This is a genomic window from Lysinibacillus sp. KU-BSD001, assembly GCF_042920265.1.
Taxonomy (GTDB): domain Bacteria; phylum Bacillota; class Bacilli; order Bacillales_A; family Planococcaceae; genus Lysinibacillus_B.
Map to the genome: position 1 here is coordinate 99,109 of NZ_JBDQZI010000006.1, position 20,206 is coordinate 119,314.

General features: G+C 40.1%; 21 protein-coding genes and 1 tRNA gene. 2 read left to right on the plus strand and 20 right to left on the minus strand.

Going from position 1 to position 20,206, the window contains the following annotated elements:
- Window positions 1–15: 15 nt before the first annotated feature.
- The 4 genes from AAGS61_RS10855 to AAGS61_RS10870 all read right to left on the minus strand — a co-directional run bounded on the left by AAGS61_RS10855 (window position 16) and on the right by AAGS61_RS10870 (window position 2,989).
- Window positions 16–1,035 (minus strand): sugar-binding transcriptional regulator, encoded by a 1,020-nt coding sequence (locus AAGS61_RS10855; protein ID WP_391371363.1) that lies wholly within the window; start codon window positions 1,033–1,035, stop codon window positions 16–18.
- Window positions 1,036–1,205: 170 nt separating this feature from the next.
- On the minus strand, window positions 1,206–1,454 hold the full coding sequence (locus AAGS61_RS10860) for a glutaredoxin family protein (protein ID WP_391371365.1): 249 nt from the start codon (window positions 1,452–1,454) through the stop codon (window positions 1,206–1,208).
- A 72-nt stretch (window positions 1,455–1,526) separates the two neighbouring features.
- On the minus strand, window positions 1,527–2,399 hold the full coding sequence (locus tag AAGS61_RS10865; RefSeq protein WP_391371368.1) for a TPM domain-containing protein: 873 nt from the start codon (window positions 2,397–2,399) through the stop codon (window positions 1,527–1,529).
- Complete coding sequence (locus AAGS61_RS10870) at window positions 2,396–2,989, minus strand: LemA family protein (RefSeq protein WP_391371371.1); 594 nt, start codon at window positions 2,987–2,989, stop codon at window positions 2,396–2,398. Before AAGS61_RS10870 ends, AAGS61_RS10865 begins: the two co-directional genes overlap by 4 nt.
- Before the next feature lie 110 nt (window positions 2,990–3,099).
- Between AAGS61_RS10870 and AAGS61_RS10875 the strand changes: the two genes are divergently transcribed.
- Window positions 3,100–3,711, plus strand: a complete 612-nt coding sequence (locus AAGS61_RS10875) for a spore coat protein (RefSeq protein ID WP_391371373.1) — start codon at window positions 3,100–3,102, stop codon at window positions 3,709–3,711.
- 201 nt (window positions 3,712–3,912) lie between these two features.
- On the opposite strand, the gene AAGS61_RS10880 is transcribed toward AAGS61_RS10875, so the two are convergent.
- The 4 genes from AAGS61_RS10880 to AAGS61_RS10895 form a co-directional block, all read right to left on the minus strand.
- Complete coding sequence (locus AAGS61_RS10880) at window positions 3,913–4,638, minus strand: amino acid ABC transporter ATP-binding protein (protein WP_391371375.1); 726 nt, start codon at window positions 4,636–4,638, stop codon at window positions 3,913–3,915.
- Window positions 4,635–5,342, minus strand: coding sequence for an amino acid ABC transporter permease (locus AAGS61_RS10885; protein ID WP_391371378.1), 708 nt, complete (start codon window positions 5,340–5,342; stop codon window positions 4,635–4,637). The genes AAGS61_RS10880 and AAGS61_RS10885 overlap by 4 nt, the downstream gene beginning before the upstream one ends.
- 22 nt (window positions 5,343–5,364) lie before the next feature.
- Window positions 5,365–6,144 (minus strand): basic amino acid ABC transporter substrate-binding protein, encoded by a 780-nt coding sequence (locus AAGS61_RS10890; protein ID WP_391371380.1) that lies wholly within the window; start codon window positions 6,142–6,144, stop codon window positions 5,365–5,367.
- 751 nt (window positions 6,145–6,895) lie between these two features.
- Window positions 6,896–6,970 (minus strand) — tRNA-Arg (locus tag AAGS61_RS10895).
- A gap of 784 nt (window positions 6,971–7,754) precedes the next feature.
- Between AAGS61_RS10895 and clpP the strand changes: the two genes are divergently transcribed.
- Window positions 7,755–8,336 carry an ATP-dependent Clp endopeptidase proteolytic subunit ClpP gene (clpP, locus tag AAGS61_RS10900; RefSeq protein WP_391371382.1) on the plus strand — a complete coding sequence of 194 codons (582 nt, stop codon included), beginning with the start codon at window positions 7,755–7,757 and terminating at the stop codon, window positions 8,334–8,336.
- 98 nt (window positions 8,337–8,434) lie between these two features.
- Here clpP and AAGS61_RS10905 read toward each other — a convergent pair whose 3' ends face one another.
- The 12 genes from AAGS61_RS10905 to hisD all read right to left on the minus strand — a co-directional run bounded on the left by AAGS61_RS10905 (window position 8,435) and on the right by hisD (window position 20,192).
- Window positions 8,435–8,692: an HPr family phosphocarrier protein gene (locus tag AAGS61_RS10905; protein WP_391371385.1), complete on the minus strand. Its 258-nt coding sequence runs from the start codon at window positions 8,690–8,692 to the stop codon at window positions 8,435–8,437.
- 398 nt (window positions 8,693–9,090) lie between these two features.
- Window positions 9,091–10,038, minus strand: coding sequence for a DNA-binding protein WhiA (gene whiA / locus AAGS61_RS10910; RefSeq protein ID WP_391371387.1), 948 nt, complete (start codon window positions 10,036–10,038; stop codon window positions 9,091–9,093).
- A 66-nt stretch (window positions 10,039–10,104) separates the two neighbouring features.
- On the minus strand, window positions 10,105–11,073 hold the full coding sequence (locus tag AAGS61_RS10915) for a gluconeogenesis factor YvcK family protein (protein WP_391371390.1): 969 nt from the start codon (window positions 11,071–11,073) through the stop codon (window positions 10,105–10,107).
- Between the two features lie 33 nt (window positions 11,074–11,106).
- The gene (rapZ, locus tag AAGS61_RS10920; RefSeq protein ID WP_391371393.1) at window positions 11,107–11,997 is read right to left on the minus strand and encodes an RNase adapter RapZ; all 891 of its coding nucleotides are present in this window, start codon (window positions 11,995–11,997) and stop codon (window positions 11,107–11,109) included.
- A gap of 21 nt (window positions 11,998–12,018) precedes the next feature.
- Window positions 12,019–12,483, minus strand: a complete 465-nt coding sequence (locus AAGS61_RS10925) for an NUDIX domain-containing protein (RefSeq protein ID WP_391371396.1) — start codon at window positions 12,481–12,483, stop codon at window positions 12,019–12,021.
- A 492-nt stretch (window positions 12,484–12,975) separates the two neighbouring features.
- Window positions 12,976–13,920, minus strand: coding sequence for a thioredoxin-disulfide reductase (gene trxB, locus AAGS61_RS10930; protein ID WP_391371399.1), 945 nt, complete (start codon window positions 13,918–13,920; stop codon window positions 12,976–12,978).
- 609 nt (window positions 13,921–14,529) lie between these two features.
- Window positions 14,530–16,047, minus strand: coding sequence for a tetratricopeptide repeat protein (locus AAGS61_RS10935; RefSeq protein ID WP_391371402.1), 1,518 nt, complete (start codon window positions 16,045–16,047; stop codon window positions 14,530–14,532).
- A gap of 280 nt (window positions 16,048–16,327) precedes the next feature.
- Window positions 16,328–16,942: a bifunctional phosphoribosyl-AMP cyclohydrolase/phosphoribosyl-ATP diphosphatase HisIE gene (gene hisIE / locus AAGS61_RS10940; RefSeq protein WP_391371405.1), complete on the minus strand. Its 615-nt coding sequence runs from the start codon at window positions 16,940–16,942 to the stop codon at window positions 16,328–16,330.
- Entirely contained in the window at window positions 16,939–17,697 is a 759-nt protein-coding gene (gene hisF / locus AAGS61_RS10945; protein ID WP_391371408.1) for an imidazole glycerol phosphate synthase subunit HisF, read from the minus strand. The genes hisIE and hisF overlap by 4 nt, the downstream gene beginning before the upstream one ends.
- Window positions 17,691–18,311, minus strand: a complete 621-nt coding sequence (hisH, locus tag AAGS61_RS10950; RefSeq protein WP_391371411.1) for an imidazole glycerol phosphate synthase subunit HisH — start codon at window positions 18,309–18,311, stop codon at window positions 17,691–17,693. Before hisH ends, hisF begins: the two co-directional genes overlap by 7 nt.
- A 1-nt stretch (window position 18,312) precedes the next feature.
- Window positions 18,313–18,909 (minus strand): imidazoleglycerol-phosphate dehydratase HisB, encoded by a 597-nt coding sequence (gene hisB / locus AAGS61_RS10955; protein ID WP_391371413.1) that lies wholly within the window; start codon window positions 18,907–18,909, stop codon window positions 18,313–18,315.
- A gap of 2 nt (window positions 18,910–18,911) precedes the next feature.
- On the minus strand, window positions 18,912–20,192 hold the full coding sequence (hisD, locus tag AAGS61_RS10960; protein ID WP_391371416.1) for a histidinol dehydrogenase: 1,281 nt from the start codon (window positions 20,190–20,192) through the stop codon (window positions 18,912–18,914).
- Between the last annotated feature and the right edge of the window lie 14 nt (window positions 20,193–20,206).

Here is a 20,206-nt window from a genome sequence, read left to right on the forward strand (position 1 = left end):
GCGTGAAGCTAGTTATCACAACATTTCATTTGCAGCAGCTTCATCTGTCATAAAAATTGTTTGCTGTGCCGCACGTTTAAAGTATGCCTTGATGGCTTTTGCTTTTTGAGCGCCCCCCGCAATCGCAATGACGTGGTGACTATTTTTTACATGTTCAGGTTGGATACAAATCGTGCGAATTTGATGCACAATTTCACCTTGTTCATCAAAATAATAACCAAATGCCTCACCGACTGCCCCTTTTTCACGAAGCAGTCTTTTCTCTGCCTCGGTGCTACCTCGCTTTTCGGCCATTTCTTCTGCCGTGCCGATCCCGTGCACAACAATATGGACCTGTTCATATAAATGAATCATTTCTTGTACACTTGGCTCCGCTTTCATCGCAACATACGCTTGCTCACTTAAGAACTCAGGTAAGAAAAGCGTTTTATACGAGGCATGACACGCTTGTGCAAACTGCGCGACAAGCACATTTGCTTGCAAGCTCATCTCTTCGCCTATTCCACCTCGTGCTGCGATAAACTGCGCACTTGGTAACTGCTCATTGGGCTGTAAATACGGTGCAATACAGGCAACCGAACTACCGCCAGTGACCGCAATTTTGCTATTTGCTTGTGCCAGATTCGTTAGTAATTGACTCGCTTCCTTGCCAAGCAATGTACGTGATGCTTCATCTTGAAAGCTCTCGGGAATGATGATGACTTTTTCAATTCCTAATACTTTGGCAAGCTGTTGCTCTTTTTGCGTAAAACCGGCGAGTTCATGATACAGCGTTTTTAACTTCTCAAGTACTTCATACCCTACTTCTGTACAAATCATACCTTTTTGGCCAATATCAATTAATTGTTGTTCATGCAAAAGCGACGTTTCATTTCGAATTTCACGCTCCGTTGCATGTAAAAGTTCTGCTAATGTCCGTCTACCAATCGGACCTGCAATATGAATCGCCTGTAAAATCCGAAATCGTTTTTTCAAAAGTAAATCGATTTCGGGTATTAATTTACGTCCTACTCCATACAATGAAGATTCGTCCATATACTCACCTACTATCTGTATGGTCTTTTTTTGTCCCACCAGAAACATTTTTGTCCCATAGGTAGTAAAAAAATATTTCTGTACCTTTATTGTAGTATGAATCGCTTTCTTATGCAATTTATTTCCTCTTTATTTACACAAACGATACAAAGTGTAAATGAAGTCTCACATTATGAGATTTCATCTACACTAAGCGCTTCGTATAGTGTTACATAATCAAGCTGACCGTATTGAATCATCCTACCGTCTTTTTCAACAACAGGAATCATCAGCATATACTTTTCGTGTAACGTGTCATCTTCTTCAATATTCAATACTTCAATTTTAAACAGCAGTTCTTCTTGGACAAGCTTTAAGGTTAAGATCCCTTCTTCACAAAGCGAACAATGTGGGCGGGAATAAAAAATCACTTTTTGCATGCAATACACTCCTTCTCGCCCCATTATACTGCGGGTTCAGGCTTCCTACCAGCAAATGCAAAAAGACCTTTTTTAAAAGTTACGGTCCGAGCCACCGCCACCTGAATCACCACCACCGCCTGAATAACTATCACTACTCCCATAGTCATAGTTCGAGTCACTAGACAACCTAGTCTCGCGCTCAGCTTCCCACGCAGCTGCTTCTGCTGCTTTGGCTGCTAAATACGCTTTATAGCCTTCCGAGCGGATATCTTGGCCTGTCAGCTTTTGATAAAACCAATAAAATGTCCCTTGTATTTTCCGGAACATCCATTTCATGATTCCCCACCCTATCCAACCTATCACGGATAAAATCGCTAAAAAGATACCACCGAAAAAAACAGCCCCAATTACTTCGTAAATCCAGTGAACTTCCTCCACAAATACGTCTGATTGTTGCCAAGTATGCTCGATATTTTCTTCTGCTCGAATGGCCTCTACCACTTGCGCAAACGCTTTTGTATAATCCCCTTCTTTTAATGCTGGCACCATATACGTATCCAGCATTTCACCTGTTTTACCGTCCGGATAATCCCCCTCTAGCCCGTAACCTGTCGCAATACGGACTTTATTATTGCCTTCGCCTTGAGAGGTTGTCACAAAAATCAGCATGCCATTATCTTTTGCCGCATCGCCAATTCCCCATTCACGGAATACTTCTACTCCATACTCATAAGCCTCTAAATCACCAATCGTCGGCACTGTTAAAATAAACAGTTCCATAATCCCTTGTGTTTGTAATTCTTTTGCAAAATCATTAATCTCTTTTTCAACTTCATCATCAATCACATTTTCATAATCAAATACAAACCCAGCTGTTGTTGGTCGAGGAGGAATTTCTGCCCATGTACTCAGCGGGAGAACAAAGATAAACAATGCAATAAGTAACAATACCCTCTGCTTCATTCATTCTCTCCCCCGAAATCAATGGTAGGTGTTTCTGTGACGCCTTCATTTACCTCAAAATAAGCTTTTTTCTCAAAGCCAAACATGCCTGCAATCATATTCCCAGGGAACGTGCGAACATGACTATTAAAATCTTGTACGGTTTCATTGTAATCTTTCCGCGCGACAGCCAACCGATTCTCCGTGCCAGCTAACTCATCCATTAATCGCGTAAACTGCGTATTTGCTTTTAAGTCCGGATACGCCTCTACAATGACCATTAACTTTTCTAACGCCGTCGTTAATTCATCATTTGCCGCGGCGGCTTCTTCTGTCGTGGAAGCAGTACCGTAGTTTGTACGCGCCTCTGCAATTTGCGTAAAAATAGCTTCCTCATGTGCTGCATAACCTTTTACTGTTTCTACCAAATTCGGAATTAAGTCAAATCTTCGTTGGAGTTGATTTTCAATTTGTGCCCAACCTGCATCAATTTGCTCCTCACCATTCACAAGACTATTATATTTCAATACAACAGTGAACAGAGCAATACCGATGATTACCATGATAACAATTACAGCAACTTTGGCGCTCCCTCTATTATCCTGTATCATCCAACAACCCCTTTTATTTGAATTTATTACTTATTATTAAGTATGCATAATAACATCAATAAAAGCCACAATATATTGCGTACCAACTAAAGAAATGGAGGACTTACTTTATGTTTACACAACCGTCTGAATCTCAAGGTAATCAACAGCCAATTTCGATGAACCATGGGGCGCATGAAGTAATGGATGTACATGAAGTGTTAAGTGCTGCTATTGGCGCATTAAACCAATGTGTACTCATGCGAGACCAAATTCAAGATCCAGAATTACTCGGCATTTTAGATCGCCAATATGCTTTCATGCTTGATGAATACAACATTACAGCAGAAGCGTATAAAACAGGACATGATCCAAAACACCCAACAAAAACGTACAACATGCAAATGGGTAACGATGTCAAATACGGATTAAGCGCTGGCGAACCGAAAAAACCAATTCAATCTCCTAATGAAATTGATGACGCCATTATCGCTGGGGCGCTCCTTTCTATGCATAAAACAGGCGCTGTTGGAAAAACACAAGCTGCGCTTGAATCAACAAACCCTGTTGTCCGTCGCGTATTGCAAGACTCGGTGCCAAACTGCGTAGAAATGGCCTATGAAGTTTCACTTTATTTAAATAAACGCGGTATGTATCAAGTGCCACAACTTGCACAACCAGATATGAATATTATGCTCAATGCATACGGTCAGGCTGGAAAAGCCAAAAATATGCCGAACTAAACTCCCTTTATTAACCCCCTCACCATAAATGGACACATCTTAACCCCTTAAGTTGATGTTCTTTATTATACGATGATCTATGTAAGCCTATACTGTACTCTCCGACAAAAAATCCATTCAAGTCGCCCGTCTTGAATGGATTTTCTTAGTTCATAAAAAAACATCAGCTTGCAATAAAATCTCGCAAGCTGATGTTTTTCATTATTTTAGCACTTTCCCTAAAAATGCTTTTGTACGCTCATGTTGTGGATTGCCAAATACATCGTCAGGATGCCCTTCTTCAATGATGTAACCACCGTCCATAAAGAGCACACGGTCACCCATTTCACGTGCGAAGCCCATTTCGTGCGTGACGACGACCATCGTCATGCCCTCTTTGGCTAAGTCTTTCATGACATCTAACACCTCATTTACCATTTCTGGGTCAAGTGCTGATGTCGGCTCATCAAACAAGATGACTTTCGGCTTCATCGCAAGTGCACGGGCGATGGCGACACGTTGCTGTTGTCCACCTGACAGTTGCTGTGGGAAATTATCTGCCTTTGCACGCAATCCTACTTTATCTAGCAATTCTAATGCTAGTTTTTCAGCCGCTGCTTTGCTCATTTTCCGAATTTGCATCGGGGCCATTGTGATATTATCTAATACCGTCATATGCGGGAATAAATTAAATTGCTGGAATACCATGCCTACTTCCGTACGAATATCATTAATATTCGTTTTTGGATCATTAATTTTTACGCCCTCAATATAAATGGCTCCGTCTGTTACTTCCTCTAATAAGTTTAAGCAACGAAGGAATGTACTTTTACCTGAACCAGATGGTCCGATTACACAAACAACTTCTTTTTCGTGTATTTCATAATCGATACCTTTTAACACTTCAAGCTTACCGAAATATTTGTGTAGGTTTTCTACTTTAATCATGTCTCGGCACGCCCTTTCTTTTTACGTGGCGTGTACTCAATACTCACACGCTTTTCTACAAATGCAATTAGTTTCGTTACCGCATATGTTAAGACAAGATATAGGAACGCTGCAAATAAATACGGCTCCCAGAAACGCTGATACGTTCCTGCTACGACTTTACTTACATATAAGATTTCTGCCCCTGCGATGACTGTCACAAGCGATGAATCTTTTAATAATGCAATAAACTCATTGCCAAGTGGCGGAATCATACGGCGGAATGCTTGCGGTAAAATTACCTTACGCATCGCTTGTGTATGCGTTAATCCAAGTGAACGGGCCGCTTCCATTTGTCCTTTATCGATCGATTGGATCCCTGCGCGGAAAATTTCTGCATTGTATGCTGCACTATTTAACACTAATCCTACAATACCCGATACCCACCAACTCATCGCATGACCGAAGATCGTTGGAATTACCGCTAAGTGAATTAATAATAATTGTACAAGCATCGGTGTGCCACGGAATATATCGACATAAATTTTACATGGCCAGTAAATCAGTTTATTTTTTGACATTTGTCCAAGTCCGAGGAATAGACCGAGGAATACCCCTCCGACATAACCACTTAATGTTAATAGAATTGTTGCCCAAATACCTTTAAGATATAGCTCACGGTAGTTCCAGATTATGTCCCAACGGAAAAAATCAAACAACTCCATCTGAAACACCTCCATTTATAGTTTACTCGATTTCAGTACCTGTAATTTCTGCTAATTTACCGTTATCTTTAATTTTTTGTAATCCTTCGTTTAATAAATCAAGTAATTCTTTGTTCCCTTTTTTCACCATGAAACCGAAGTAATCTACTTCAAATGAATCATCTTCGATTGCTTTTAATCCTGAATCTGGATTGTTTTTAATGTATTCTAAAATTACAGCATTATCCCCAATTGCTGCTTCTGAAGAACCGTTTAATACTTCCGTTAATGCTACTGAGAAGTTTTCATACGCTAAAATGTTAGAGCTTGCAACTCCTTGTAATTCTTGCGCTGCGATATGACCTGTTGTATTGATTTGTACAGATACTTTTTTGTCTTTTAAATCTTCAAATGACTCAATCTTCGAATCTTCTTTCGTCACGATTAATAAAGACGCTTCGTAATATGGCTCTGTAAAGTCATACGTTTCTAAACGTTCATCTGTAATCGTGATGGCAGCCGCTCCCATATCAATTTCTCCTGTTGTTACTTGGCTCATCATGGAGTCCCAACCAACATTTTTGATTTCTGTTTCAACGCCCATTTCTTCACCAATCGCCGCTAAAATTTGAGCGTCTAAGCCGACTACATTCCCTTTATCATCTAAATATTCAAATGGCGCATATGTTGCTTCTGTCCCTGCCACAATTTTTGTGATTTCTCCACCTTCAGAGTTTTTTGCCTCATCTCCAGAACAAGCAGCTAATAACATCGATGCCGCTGCCAATGGTGCTACGATTTTAAATAACGGTTTTTTAAACATATACAATTCCTCCCCATTCAATTGTCAGTTAATTGTTGTCTATTTTTGATATTACTCATTATAGTAAGTTCTGAATTTATATACAACAGGAAATTTTATAAAAAATGATTATTTTTTCACATCGATGAATTTTTATAACGAATTTACCGAGAAAAATTGATAAAATCAAATAATTATTCGTTAATCCATACAATTGGAAATCATTTACCTTTCATTTTTATGCAACAAAAAAGCCGCCACTTCTCGTGACGACTATTATGAAAACCCAATTTATTATTTCATCAAATCCAGCTTTGAATTATTTTGTTAGAAATAGTTTAAGAAGAATGAATTTAGGATAAAATGGAATCGGTACAGTGATCTTCATTTTATCCTACTCATTCCCCTGCACATTCATAGGCTGCTAAACTATGAATGTAGAATCAGGTGTTGCTATAACATATATATAATTGAAACAGTAAAATGGTGCCCGAATATGGGCATGATAGTATATGCGACTATAGCTACAATTCAACCTAGAAAAATTATGTCATATTTCATGAAAGCATGCTGAATTTACGTATCTACTCGCAATTAAGTACAACATTTAATAATTTACTAATAATCTTTTGATTTTTCAAGTAGTTAATGTAGAATAAAGTATTTCTTTATCGAATTTTGTCTTTTTTTTGAACAGTTGCTAAAGAGAAGGTATAAAAGAAGCAGACAAATAAAAAAACCTTGTATACAAAACAAGGTTGACATGTTATAGTGGCGCCCTCGGAGGGAATCGAACCCCCAGTTCAAGAACCGGAATCTTGCGTTTTATCCATTAAACCACGAGGGCAAAGTAGCTATGACTTATTCATTATACAAATGACAGGTGAACATTTCAACTATTAAACTTGGTAAATGAAGGTTAATACTCGCAATGAGCAAAAATACATCCTAAAAATATAAGTAGGGTAATTAAACTAAAGTGGTGTCGTAGCCTCCGCGCTTTGCCACAGCCTACACAGGAGCTAAAACAGGCGTGGCCTCTGTTTGGATCTCCTGCTCCTGACGCTACGCTTTCGTCGCAAAGAAAATCTTGGCTCCTGTGGCTATGGCGCGCTACGGCAAAAGGTGAATAATTCTCAATATGCTAAAAAGTATTCTCCATCTCTAAAAGAAATCATTTTCTTTCTAGTTGTACGTATAATCTACCTAGTCTTTTCTGTAATCAATGAGAATCTTTCATTATTTTCGAGCAACCGATTATTGTATTGAACGATAGTTGCTTGTAGCGGAGGCACGAGAGTGTAGCTGACGGCATGCGCCTTTCGCTACAGAGCAAAGCTTCCTACGGGAAAAGCGAGACAATCAAGACCCCGCAGGAGCGAAGGATGAGCGACGAGGAGGCTTGATCTCGCCCGTGGAAAGCGAGTGCCGCAGCGGAAAGCAACGGTTACCCAAATGTTAATATATGTTTAGGGATTTCCTCATTATGAGCTAAAAGTTATTAAAAGAAGTCAGAGTTTATATTTGACCTTCCTTGACTATTATGTGTATGATAATGGTACAGCTGATGGGTTCTTCCCTTATCAGCATTGAGCATTCGAATTTACCTTTTTAAAAGGAGGATATTTTGTATGAATTTAATCCCTACAGTTATTGAACAAACAAGTCGTGGAGAGCGTGCGTATGATATTTATTCACGCCTACTAAAAGACCGTATTATTTTATTAGGAAGCGCGATCGATGATAATGTGGCAAACTCAATCGTTGCACAATTATTATTCCTTGAAGCGGAAGACTCAGATAAAGATATTACGCTTTACATTAACTCACCAGGTGGCTCTATCACAGCTGGTATGGCGATTTACGATACGATGAACTACATTAAACCAAAAGTATCTACAATTTGTATCGGTATGGCAGCATCTATGGGTGCCTTCTTACTTGCAGCAGGTGAACCAGGTAAGCGTTTTGCATTACCGAACGCAGAAGTAATGATTCACCAGCCACTTGGCGGTGCACAAGGGCAAGCAACGGAAATCGAAATCGCTGCTAAACGTATTTTATTCTTACGCGAAAAATTAAATACAATCCTGTCTGAAAAAACAGGTCAATCGCTAGATATCATCGCTCGCGATACAGATCGTGATAACTTCATGACTGCAGAACGTGCTAAAGAATACGGCTTAATTGATCATATTATCGAACGTAAATAAAATTAGACCTACTAAACGCCTGGCTGTGCCAGGCGTTTTTATATTTTTTAACGTGTATAGAAAAAAAGCGCAGAAAGTAAAAACTTTCCGCCCCCTTTTTAATCTTCTTGTTGAATGAGTGCTGTCAGTGCCTGAATGGCCATCTCAGCATCATCGCCATCTGCCATCAATGTCACCATCGTACCTTTTGCGATCGCTAGGCTCATAATGCCCATAATAGACTTCGCATTTACTTTTTTCTCATCTTTTTGTAAATATACCTCAGACTTATAACGATTCGCTTCTTGCACGAAAAGTGCTGCTTGTCGTGCTTGTAAGCCTGATTTTAATTTTACTTGTACTTGGTTTTCAACCATTAGCAAAACTCCCTTTCACAACCGTGCATCCATTTATTTCTATCTTAGCGAAAACACTGAAAAAGAACAACGCTTCCTGATGAAATCGTTATCATTTTCTTTTAGAGCTATACATCTTGAACTAAAATTAAGTTGAGATGAAGTCCTAAATTTAATTAGGCTCTTTACCAAAATGTGTACTTGACCGCACATTCCGTTACGGACGGACGCTTTCCGCGGGCTTGGCTTCAGCCTCCTCGACTCGCAAATGCTCGTCTGCGGGGTCTTCAGCTCAAGCTATTCCCGCAGGAGTCGCCGCCCTTCACTGCATGTGCTTTTAGATCAATATCAAGAACAGATTCTAGTATTGAACCATTTAATTATTTATAAAAAACATCAGAGTGCCTATATGTAACTCTTTAATTTTCCACTTGTTCTCCTCGACGTAACGCAGCGGCAATTTCGTCAATTTTTCGCAGGCGATGATTCACGCCCGATTTGCTTACAACACCGGTAGACACCATTTCGCCTAGTTCCTTCAATGTGACGTCTTGGTATTCTACTCGAAGCCGCGCAATTTCACGCAATTTTTCTGGTAATTGGTCTAATCCAATTGTATTTTCGATAAAACGTATATTTTCTACTTGACGGAGTGCTGCACCAATCGTTTTGTTTAAATTAGCGGTTTCACAATTGACAATACGATTTACACTGTTACGCATATCACGTACAATACGCACATCTTCAAATTTTAACATCGCTTGATGGGCTCCCACTAAACTAAGAAAATCAGAAATTTTTTCTGCTTCTTTTAAATACGTGACAAAGCCTTTTTTACGTTCAATTGTTTTTGCATTCAAATGATATTCATTCATTAAGTCTGCTAGTGCCTCACCGTGCTCTTTGTACAGTGAGTAGACTTCTAAATGATAGGCAGATGTTTCTGGATTATTGACAGATCCACCTGCTAAAAAGGCCCCACGTAAGTAGGCACGCTTTTGATTATTTTTTGGAACAAGTTTCTTTTCAATCGTATGATGAAATTGAAAATCATCCGAAATGATGTATAAATCGGTTAGCAATTCTTTTGCCCCTTCACGAACACGGCAAATATATACATTATTTTTCTTCAGACGCATTTTTTTTCGTACTAGTAGCTCTACATTATACGTATACAATTTTTTAACAATCGTATATAATCGTCTCGCAATCGCTGCATTCTCCGTTTGCACATCTAAGCTAAGTTGACGATTCGCAAAGCTAAGCGAGCCATTCATTCGAATGAGGGCGGATAGTTCTGCCTTCAAGCTGAGATCATCTGCATCCACTTGTGTTAATTCTTTTTTTGTTTCTGAAGCAAATGACATGTGATTATCCCCCTTTCTTACACAATATGTATGCACTATCATACCATATGTTTGCGATAATCTTGCTTATTCTCGCTCCATTTGTTCTACATAATTACATAACCAGCTCGCAACATTTACTGCATGATGACGAACAGCGCCGTTTTCAATCATGGCAATTTCTTCTTTAAAGACTTCAAGGCCTAATGCCTGTAAACGTTCAATATCAAACTGTACAGGCACTGCATTTTCTTCTTTATAACTTTCCATTACACTTTGTGGTAATGCATCTTTGTTAATTAAAATGACTTCCATAAACGCTGTCCCCACATGCTGGTGAATAGCCTCAATATGTCGGGACGCTGTATAACCTGTTGTTTCACCACGTTGCGTCATTAAATTGCAAATGTAAATTTTCTTCGCCTTTGCTTTGACGACCGCTTCGCCAATCGCTTTTACTAGCAAATTAGGAATAATACTCGTATAAAGACTACCAGGACCAATTAATATGACATCTGCCTTATTGATTGCATGAATCGCTGCTGGTAATGGCTGCACATCTTCTGGTGTTAAAAATACCCGTTTAATGGGGACGGTTGCTCCTGGAATGCGCGACTCCCCTTGGATGCAAGTACTGTCTTCCAACTCTGCATGCAATGTTACTTTTTTATTCGCTGCTGGAATCACTTTACCGTGCACGTTTAATACTTTGCTCATTTCAGCAATCGCATAACTAAAATCACCCGTAATATCTGTTAAAGCCGTCAGCATTAAATTACCTAGCGAATGTCCCCCTAAATCATTCGAGTTAGTAAATCGATATTGAAACATTTGCTCCACTAATGGCTCTACATCAGATAAAGCTGCAATGACATTGCGTACATCTCCTGGTGGTGGAATGTCATAATCATCGCGCAGTCGACCAGAGGAGCCACCGTCATCCGCTACAGTAACAATGGCCGTAATATCAAATTGATGTGTTTTTAAACCGCGTAGCACCGTTGAAAGCCCTGTTCCTCCACCGATTACGACAATACGCTTCTTCTTTTTTCGCATTACATCACCCTTTCATCTTAATAGTTTATTCAGTTATTCCTTTTTATAACTATGTTGAATATCTCGGTGTGTAATCACTGTCTGTTCTGTATGCCCTAGTAATTTCCCAAAGTATTCTGCTAATGTAACAGAGCGATGTTGACCACCCGTACAACCAAATGCAATGACTAACTGGGACTTTCCTTCCGCTTTATAATGCGGAATCATAAATTGAAATAAATCTGTTAGCTTTGCAATGAGTGCTTGTGTTTCATCTGTCGCCAAAACATAGGAAGATACTTCCGTCTGTAAACCTGTTTTATGACGAAGCTCTTCCACATAGTAAGGATTTTTTAAAAAGCGCACATCAAAAACAAGGTCCGCATCGATTGGCATGCCGTGTTTAAAGCCGAATGACATCACATTCACTGAAAACATGGGCGTGCTTGTATGAGAAAACTCCAAAGCAATGCGCTCCCGAAGTTCACGTGGTTTCATTTTAGAAGTATTAAAGACTGTTTTAGCTCGTCCCTTTACTTCCCCTAGCATGTCACGCTCTTGGTTAATTCCTGTAAGCGGTAAACCAATCGGCGCTAATGGATGCGAACGACGAGACTCTTTATAACGACGTACTAGTGTTTCATCATCCGCATCTAAAAACAGAATATGTGGGGTAATATCTTCTTCTCTTTCCAGTGCATCGAGCGCATCTACCATAGAGTCAAAAAACTCACGACCGCGTAAATCCATCACAACCGCAATGCGTGAAATCTTTTTATCTGAATTTCTCATTAATGCTAAAAACGTCGTTAATAATTCAGGAGGTAAATTATCTACACAGTAGTAACCTAAATCTTCAAAACTTTGTACCGCAACCGTTTTCCCCGCTCCAGACATCCCTGTAATAATAACTAATTCATGTGTATAGTGCTGATGATTGCTCACGTTTTCTTCTCTCCTCTTTTACTATTCCATTGACGACTGAATCTTTTCACTAATTAGCTCAAAATCCTCTGTATACTCAAACGTACCATATTGGATTCCTTTTTGATAAGCCGCAAATAATAAATTCGTTCGATCTCCTTGTGCCATCGGAAACGTTTCTAAGCTTTCGATTGAGTGCCATGCAAGTTTGCCTTCACGTGTTTCTTTAAAGATTGTTCCTTCTACCTTTTTCGCTATAAATGTGTACAGCATCCACTCATCCACAACGCGTTCATTGTTTTTAATGACCATTGTATAGACGCCTTTTAAATGCACATCATGAGGCGTTACATTTGTTTCCTCTTGAAACTCACGAATAGCCGCTTCATAAATCGATTCTCCGCTCTCCATTTTGCCACCAGGGGCCACATACCAACCACGTCTCGGCTTTTGTAACAATAAAACTTCATTCCCTTGTATAGCTAATAAATTTGCGATTCTTTGCATTGGCTAACACCTCTAATCTTCTTAATCTTTTCTCCATTATAACGTGCCTTTAATGTACACACAAAAAAGAGGTTGTTTTTCGGGCTCTTGCCGTTCAAACAACCTAAAAAGATATAAAAGGGGAATAAAACAATTATGAAAAACAACTGTGGTAAGCAGTTTTTACATTTTCTATTATATCCCTTATTTGTTTCGTAAAAGTTACAATACTATTAAGGTATCGTTAATTTATAGAATCTTCACCAAAACGTGTACTTGACCGCACATTCCGTTACGGGCGGACGCTTTCCGCGGGCGAGGTCGAGCCTCCTCGTCGCTCATTCTTCGGTGCTCCTGTCGCTCCGCTTTCGCGCAGATAAATTGTCACAGGACGTGACGATTTTAGCCTTTGTTCTTCTACCGCTTTTCCCGCTGGAGTCACCGCCCTTCACTTCATGTGCTTTTAGAATCCTACATTTTTTAATCAAGAACATATTTTGGTATTGAACCAATTTATCCGTTCAACTTCTCTTTTAACTCTTCTACATAGAGCTGAGCTGCTTGGGCTGCAATACTGCCATCGCCTGTAGCAGTTACGATTTGACGTAACATTTTATCACGAACATCTCCTGCGGCAAAGATGCCTGGCACGGCTGTTTCCATTTTTTCATTCGTTACGATATAGCCATTTTCATTTAAAATATTTAAATTCGCAAATGAGCCTGTTAATGGTATCAGACCGATGTAAACGAATACGCCGTCTGTTTTAAATTCAGATTCGGAACCATCGACCGTAGATACAAGTGTCACGCCACCTACCTTGCCATCTACTTCGTGAATTTCTTTTACGGTTGCATTCCAAATGAAGTCAATTTTTTCATTCGCAAATGCGCGGTCTTGTAAGATTTTTTGTGCACGTAGCTTATCGCGTCGGTGAACAATCGTTACTTTTTCCGCAAAGCGTGTTAAGTACACACCTTCTTCTACCGCTGAGTCGCCACCACCTACTACGACTAATTCTTTTCCTTTAAAGAATGCACCGTCACATACGGCACAATAGCTTACGCCTCGGCCACCAAGCTCTTTTTCACCTGGAACACCCATCTTTTTATATTCTGCACCTGTTGAAATAATAATGGCGCGTGCTTTGTATTGTTTTTTACCAACAATAAGTGTTTTATATTCTTCACCATCAATAATTTCCGATACATCACCATAAGCATACTCAGCACCAAATTTTTTCGCGTGTTCAAACATTTTTGTTGAAAGCTCTGGTCCTAAAATCGTATCGAAACCAGGATAGTTTTCTACTTCCTCTGTGTTGGCCATTTGACCACCTGGAATGCCGCGCTCTAACATTAGTGTAGAAAGATTTGCACGCGATGTATACACCGCCGCTGTTAATCCTGCAGGACCTGCACCAATAATTACTATGTCATAAATTTTTTCTTCTGCCATTTTAAAAGACCTCCTCTACCACTTCTCACATTTATATCGTATGCGATATTTTTAATCGTTTCAATAAATATGCTTATACGCTTAATGAGTAAAAATACCAGTATGAAAATAAAAGATATTAAACTAAAGCGTAATCGTAGCCTCCGCGCTTTGCCACAGCCTACACAGGAGCTAAAACAGGCTTGTGGCCTGTTTGGATCTCCTGCTCCTGCTCCTGACGCTTGCGCTTTCGTCGCAAAGAAAATCTTGGCTCCTGTGGCTATGGCGCACTACGGCAAAAAGTGAATACTTCTCGATATGCTAGAAAAACATTTCTCTTCTCTAAAAGAAATCCATTTCTTTCTATTTACAAGTATAATTGCCCAGCCTCTACTTTCATCAATGAAAATTTTTCATTAATTTTGAGCAACTAATTATTGTATTGAACAATAGTTGCTTGTAGCGAAGGCACGAGACTCCTACGGGAAAAGCGAGACAATCAAGACCCCGCAGGAGCGAAGCATGAGTGACGAGGAGGCTTGATGCTCGCCCGTGGAAAGCGAGTGCCGTAGCGGAAAGCAACGGTTACTCAAATGATAATATATGTTTAGGAATTTACTGGTTATAAGCTTATACGCTAGTTGGGACAAAATCCATTAGTTCATCACAGTATTTTGTCAATGTTGCGACAGTAGTCTCATACTTCTCAGCAAATTGTTTTTTTGTTACTTTTTCATCCATCGCTGAATGGAACATATACTCGACTGCAGCGGCTAATGCTTTCACATTTCTAAACGGATAGTTCGCTTCAATGGCTAGTTCAAATAAGGCAAACCATAGCTGTAAAACATGTATTGCTTCAAAATGAATAGCGCCATATTTTTGTGTAATGAGTTCCGCTACTTCCATCGCCCGTAAAATAGGGAGCTCCCCTTTTCTTTTGGCGCTGAACGCATGACCAAGCGCATAGGCTAAACATAGCTTTTCTACTTCATTATAATTTGCAACATCAATCCATTTCGGGTGCGCAATAATTTCTTGTTTATGGGCAGAGCGCTTTAGCAAGAAAAAGCCAAATAAGCGTTCAGATGTAAAGTTGCTATTCACTTTATCAATAATAATCTCACGGCTATTTTCAAGTGAATTCCCTTTACTCTCATCATGTATCCACGGTTCAAACCCTTCCTTCGTAGGATCTAGTTTGAGTAGTTGCTTCCACGCTTGCTTGGCCACATCCTCCTGGCCGGAGAAATAAGCAGATTGTGCTAGCCAAAAATAAAAACCAGGATCTCCTTCATAGCCGCGTTTATTCATAGAACGTAACCATTTGTACGCTACCTCATATTGCCCAATTAATGCTAATGTTGCACCAAGTTTATAGCGATTATCCCATTCATATGGCTGAATCTTCGTTAAAATTTGTAACAGGTCATTTAGCTCTTGTTCATTTTTTTGATAGTACGCAAATACAGCTAAATTACATAACGCGTGTAAATTCCCATGATTTTCTCTTAATACATGATTTAATAAGGCATGCGCCTCTTCCGCTTCACCAATATAGAAATAAGCCAGTGATAAATTGTTATACGCTGGCCAAGCATCTGGGAACTGCTCAATTAATTCCTCTAACACTTCAATAGCTTGAGCAAAATCGCCTTTTTCCATTAGTCTTCTTGCTTTTTCTTGTCCAACCATTTTTTCAGCATCATGTTCTTCTAAGTGTTCGAGCGTTTCTGTTTCTAGTTCCACAAAGTCTAAAATTTCATTCGCTTCCATAGCGTACATACCTTGTGGTTCCATATCTAAATACATCAATGCATATTTTTTAGCATCATGAACCATCCCTATACAGCCGGATACTTCCGCGAGCATAAAAACAATTTCCGGCTCATTTGGATCTAGATGATACGCAGTATGAATTAATTCATGCGCATGTTCAAAATTTTGCAATTCCATTTCAAGCATGCCGTATTGCATTAATATAAGCCCGTCATCCGGACTAAGTTCTGCAGCCCGTTGAATATATTTATACGCCTTATCTAATTGATCACGTTCTAAGGCTGTTAGTGCTTTTTGATAATAATAGTCACCGTTTGGAATAAACGATACGACATTACTTTTTTTACTGATTTCACGTTTATTTTCCAACAATATTTCCTCCGAAACATAAAATAAGGAACGTCTGACACGTTCCTCATAGTTGTTCTCTATTATAGCACAAACAGTTTAAAAAGCGGCTACTTCTGCCTTTATGTTCTAATTTTTTATATTGTAACGACTAACACCTTTTGACGTAGAGAAAAAACGTTACCTGCTTTTATTTTTTCCCCTCATGGCGTTTTTGAAGGACTTCTAATACTTCGTATACATCTACCTTTTGCGTCTGACGGCTGTCGCCTTTCGACGCAGAAAAAAGCGTTATCTGCTTTTATTTTTTACCTTCATGGCGTTTTTGAAGGACTTCTAATACTTCGTATACATCTACCTTTTGCTCTTGTAGGAGGACGAGTAGGTGGTAAAGAAGATCGGCTGCTTCCCATTTTACTTCTTCTGTATCACGATTTTTAGCCCCGATGACAACCTCTGTTGCTTCTTCACCGACTTTTTTACAAATTTTATCGATCCCTTTTTCGAATAAATATGTAGTGTACGCACCTTCTGGCATATCGATTTCACGTTGTTTAATGACTTCTACCAGTTGTGGTAAAATCGCTACTGAACCTGGACGTTCGTTTTCTACAATCGCCTCAGTAAAGCAAGAAGTTGTACCATTGTGGCATGCTGGACCAGCAGGAAGGACTTCCACTACTAATGCATCTTGATCACAGTCTGCTTTAATTGAGACAACCTTTTGTGTGTTGCCACTTGTTGCACCTTTATGCCAAAGCTCTTGACGCGAACGAGAGTAAAACCACGTTTCGCCTGTTTCGATTGTTTTTTGTAAAGACTCTTCATTCATATAGGCAACTGTTAGCACTTCTTTTGATTGTGCGTCTTGCACAACCGCTGGGATTAACCCTTGTTCGTCAAATTTAACGTTCATCGCACGTGTACTCCTTTTTCTTTTAAGTAGCTTTTTACTTCTGCTACACTCGTTTCTTTATAATGGAAAATTGATGCCGCAAGTGCTGCGTCTGTATCCACATCTTGCAGTACTTCACGGAAATGTTCTGCATTTCCAGCACCACCACTTGCAATGACTGGCACAGTAACAGCGTCTCGCACTGCTTTTGTTAAGCCTAAATCAAAGCCGGATTTCTCACCATCTTGATTCATGCTCGTGAGTAAAATTTCCCCAGCCCCTAAACGTACTGCTTCTTTCGCCCAGTCTACAGCTTTCCACTCTGTTTTATTACGTCCACCATGTGTATATACCATCCATGTACCATCTTCTTCAGAGTAACGCGCATCAATTGCACAAACAATACATTGTGCACCAAAATAGTCAGAACCTTCTTTAATGAGTGCTGGACGCTCTAAAGCAGAAGTATTTACCGATACTTTATCTGCCCCTGCACGTAAAATACGTTTCATATCGTCCAGTGTACGAATACCGCCACCTACTGTGAATGGAATCGCTAAAGCACTCGCTGTTTGGCGTACGACATCGACCATCGTTTCACGGCCTTCGTGAGATGCTGAAATATCTAAAAATACGAGCTCATCTGCACCTTGCTCATCATAGAATTTCGCGAGTTCTACTGGGTCACCTGCATCACGTAGCTCGACAAACTGTACCCCTTTGACAACACGACCTTCTTTTACATCAAGACACGGAATAATTCGTTTCGTTAACATACTGTCGCCCCCACTTCTCGTAACCATTCACGTAGTAAAAACACTCCGAACGGACCTGATTTTTCAGGGTGGAATTGCATACCTGTGAAATTACCACTTGCAACGATTCCTGGTACTTGTACCCCTTCATAATCTGCTGAAGCGACAAGCTCTTCTTGTGCCATATTAGTAGCATAAAATGAGTGCACAAAATAAACGTGGCGCTCACTCGGTAACGTTTTTCCTGTAAGCCACTCCGGCGTTTGAGCTAATACAAGCTCATTCCAGCCCATATGCGGAATACGCGATACATTCGTAAAACGTTTTATACTCCCTTTAAAGATGCCTAGACCTTTTGTTGGCGATACTTCTTCACTTTCCTCAAACATTAACTGCATCCCTAAACAAATTCCTAAAAGTGGTTGCTTTGTTTCTTTAATGAAATGAATTAACCCTGTTTCTTCAAGGCGTTTCATCGCATCTGGAAAGGCACCGACACCTGGGAGTACAAGCGCATCTGCTGCACGTAGTGTTTCCATATCACTCGTTACAATGACCTCTGCATTTAAACGTTTTAATGCTTGTTCAACGCTAAATAAATTGCCCATTCCATAATCAATTACACCAATTTTCACGTTACGTTAACAGTCCTTTCGTTGACGGTACACCTTTCACACGTGGATCAATTTGTACGGCCTCATCTAGTGCGCGTGCTAATGCCTTAAAGATAGCTTCAATAATATGATGTGTATTATGACCATAAGGAACGTTAACATGTAGATTAATACGTGCCTCTAGCGCAAACTTCCATAAAAATTCATAGACTAATTCTGTATCAAATGTACCTACTTTAGCATTCAATGGTGGGACGACACGATATTCTAAATGCGGACGATTAGAGCAGTCGACTACAACATGTGCTAATGCATCGTCCATCGGAACGAACATATTTCCGTAACGCTTAATGCCTTTTTTATCGCCTAGGGCCTCTCGGAATACTTGGCCAAGTACAATGCCAATATCTTCTGTTGTGTGATGATCATCAATCCAAGTATCACCATTCGCAATAATTTTCCCATCAAATAAGCCATGCTTAATAAATAAATCAAGCATATGGTCCATAAAGCCGACACCTGTTTGAATTTCCGCCTGACCTGAACCGTCTAAATTCAGCTCTACCTCGATTTTCGTTTCATTCGTATTACGAGCGATTTTTGCAAAACGTGCTCCCATTTTTATTCTTCTCCTTTATCCCAGCCGCGCGACTCAACTGCTCGTGCGTGACCTTCTAATCCTTCTAGACGCGCTAGACGGGCAATTTTTGGTGCATTTTGTGCCCATGTTTTTTCACTATAATAAACAACGCTCGTGCGTTTAATAAAATCATCTACATTTAATCCACTCGCAAAACGTGCTGTACTATTTGTTGGCAGAACGTGATTTGTCCCTGCAAAATAGTCGCCCACTGGTTCTGAGCTATAGCGGCCGATAAAAATAGCACCTGCATGTGTAATGCGTTCTGCCACTTCCACTGCCTTATCTGTCACAACCTCTAAATGCTCTGGTGCTAAAGAATTGACGGCACGAATCGCTTCCTCTAGTGATTCTGCTACATAAATTTGCCCGAACTTTTCAATGGATTGACGAGCAATCGCCTCACGCGGCAGTGACTTCAGTTGCTTTTCTACTTCCTCTGCTACTGCCTCTGCTAACGCATCACTTGTTGTAATTAACACGGCACACGCTAATGCATCATGCTCTGCTTGTGATAATAAATCAGCCGCAATTTCATCGGCATAGGCTGTCTCATCTGCTAATACACAAATTTCGGATGGCCCTGCAATCATATCAATTGCCACTTCACCAAACACTTCTCGTTTGGCTAGCGCAACAAAAATATTGCCTGGTCCTGTAATTTTATCAACCGGTGTAATCGTCTCTGTGCCATATGCAAGTGCGGCAATCGCTTGTGCACCGCCTACTTTATACATTTCTGTCACACCTAAAATATGTGCTGCGACAAGCACCGCTGCTGGCAGCTTTCCGTCACGTCCAGCAGGGGATGTAATGACAATGCGCTTTACGCCCGCTACTTGTGCTGGAATGACATTCATTAAAACAGACGATGGATAGGCCGCTGAACCGCCTGGGACATATAACCCAACTGCATCAAGTGGTGTAATCCGCTGGCCAAGCCAAGAACCATCCGCTAATGGTAGTTCATAGCCCGTACGTTTTTGGGCGCTATGATAGAGGCGAATATTGGCTGCCGCTTCAGCAAGATCATTGTAAAGCTGTTCGTCAAATCCTTTTACCGCTTCTTCGATTTCCTCTGCTGTGACGCGTAAATTTTTCGGTGCAAAACCATCCCATTTTTCGCTATACATGCGAATGGCCGCATCACCATGTTCACGTACATCCGCAATGACTTGACGTACCGTTTTCAATTGCTCCTCGTTGCCACTTTCAAGCTGACGTTTTAACGAAATATCACTTGTTAACGTTGTAATATTCATATGATCCCCTCCCC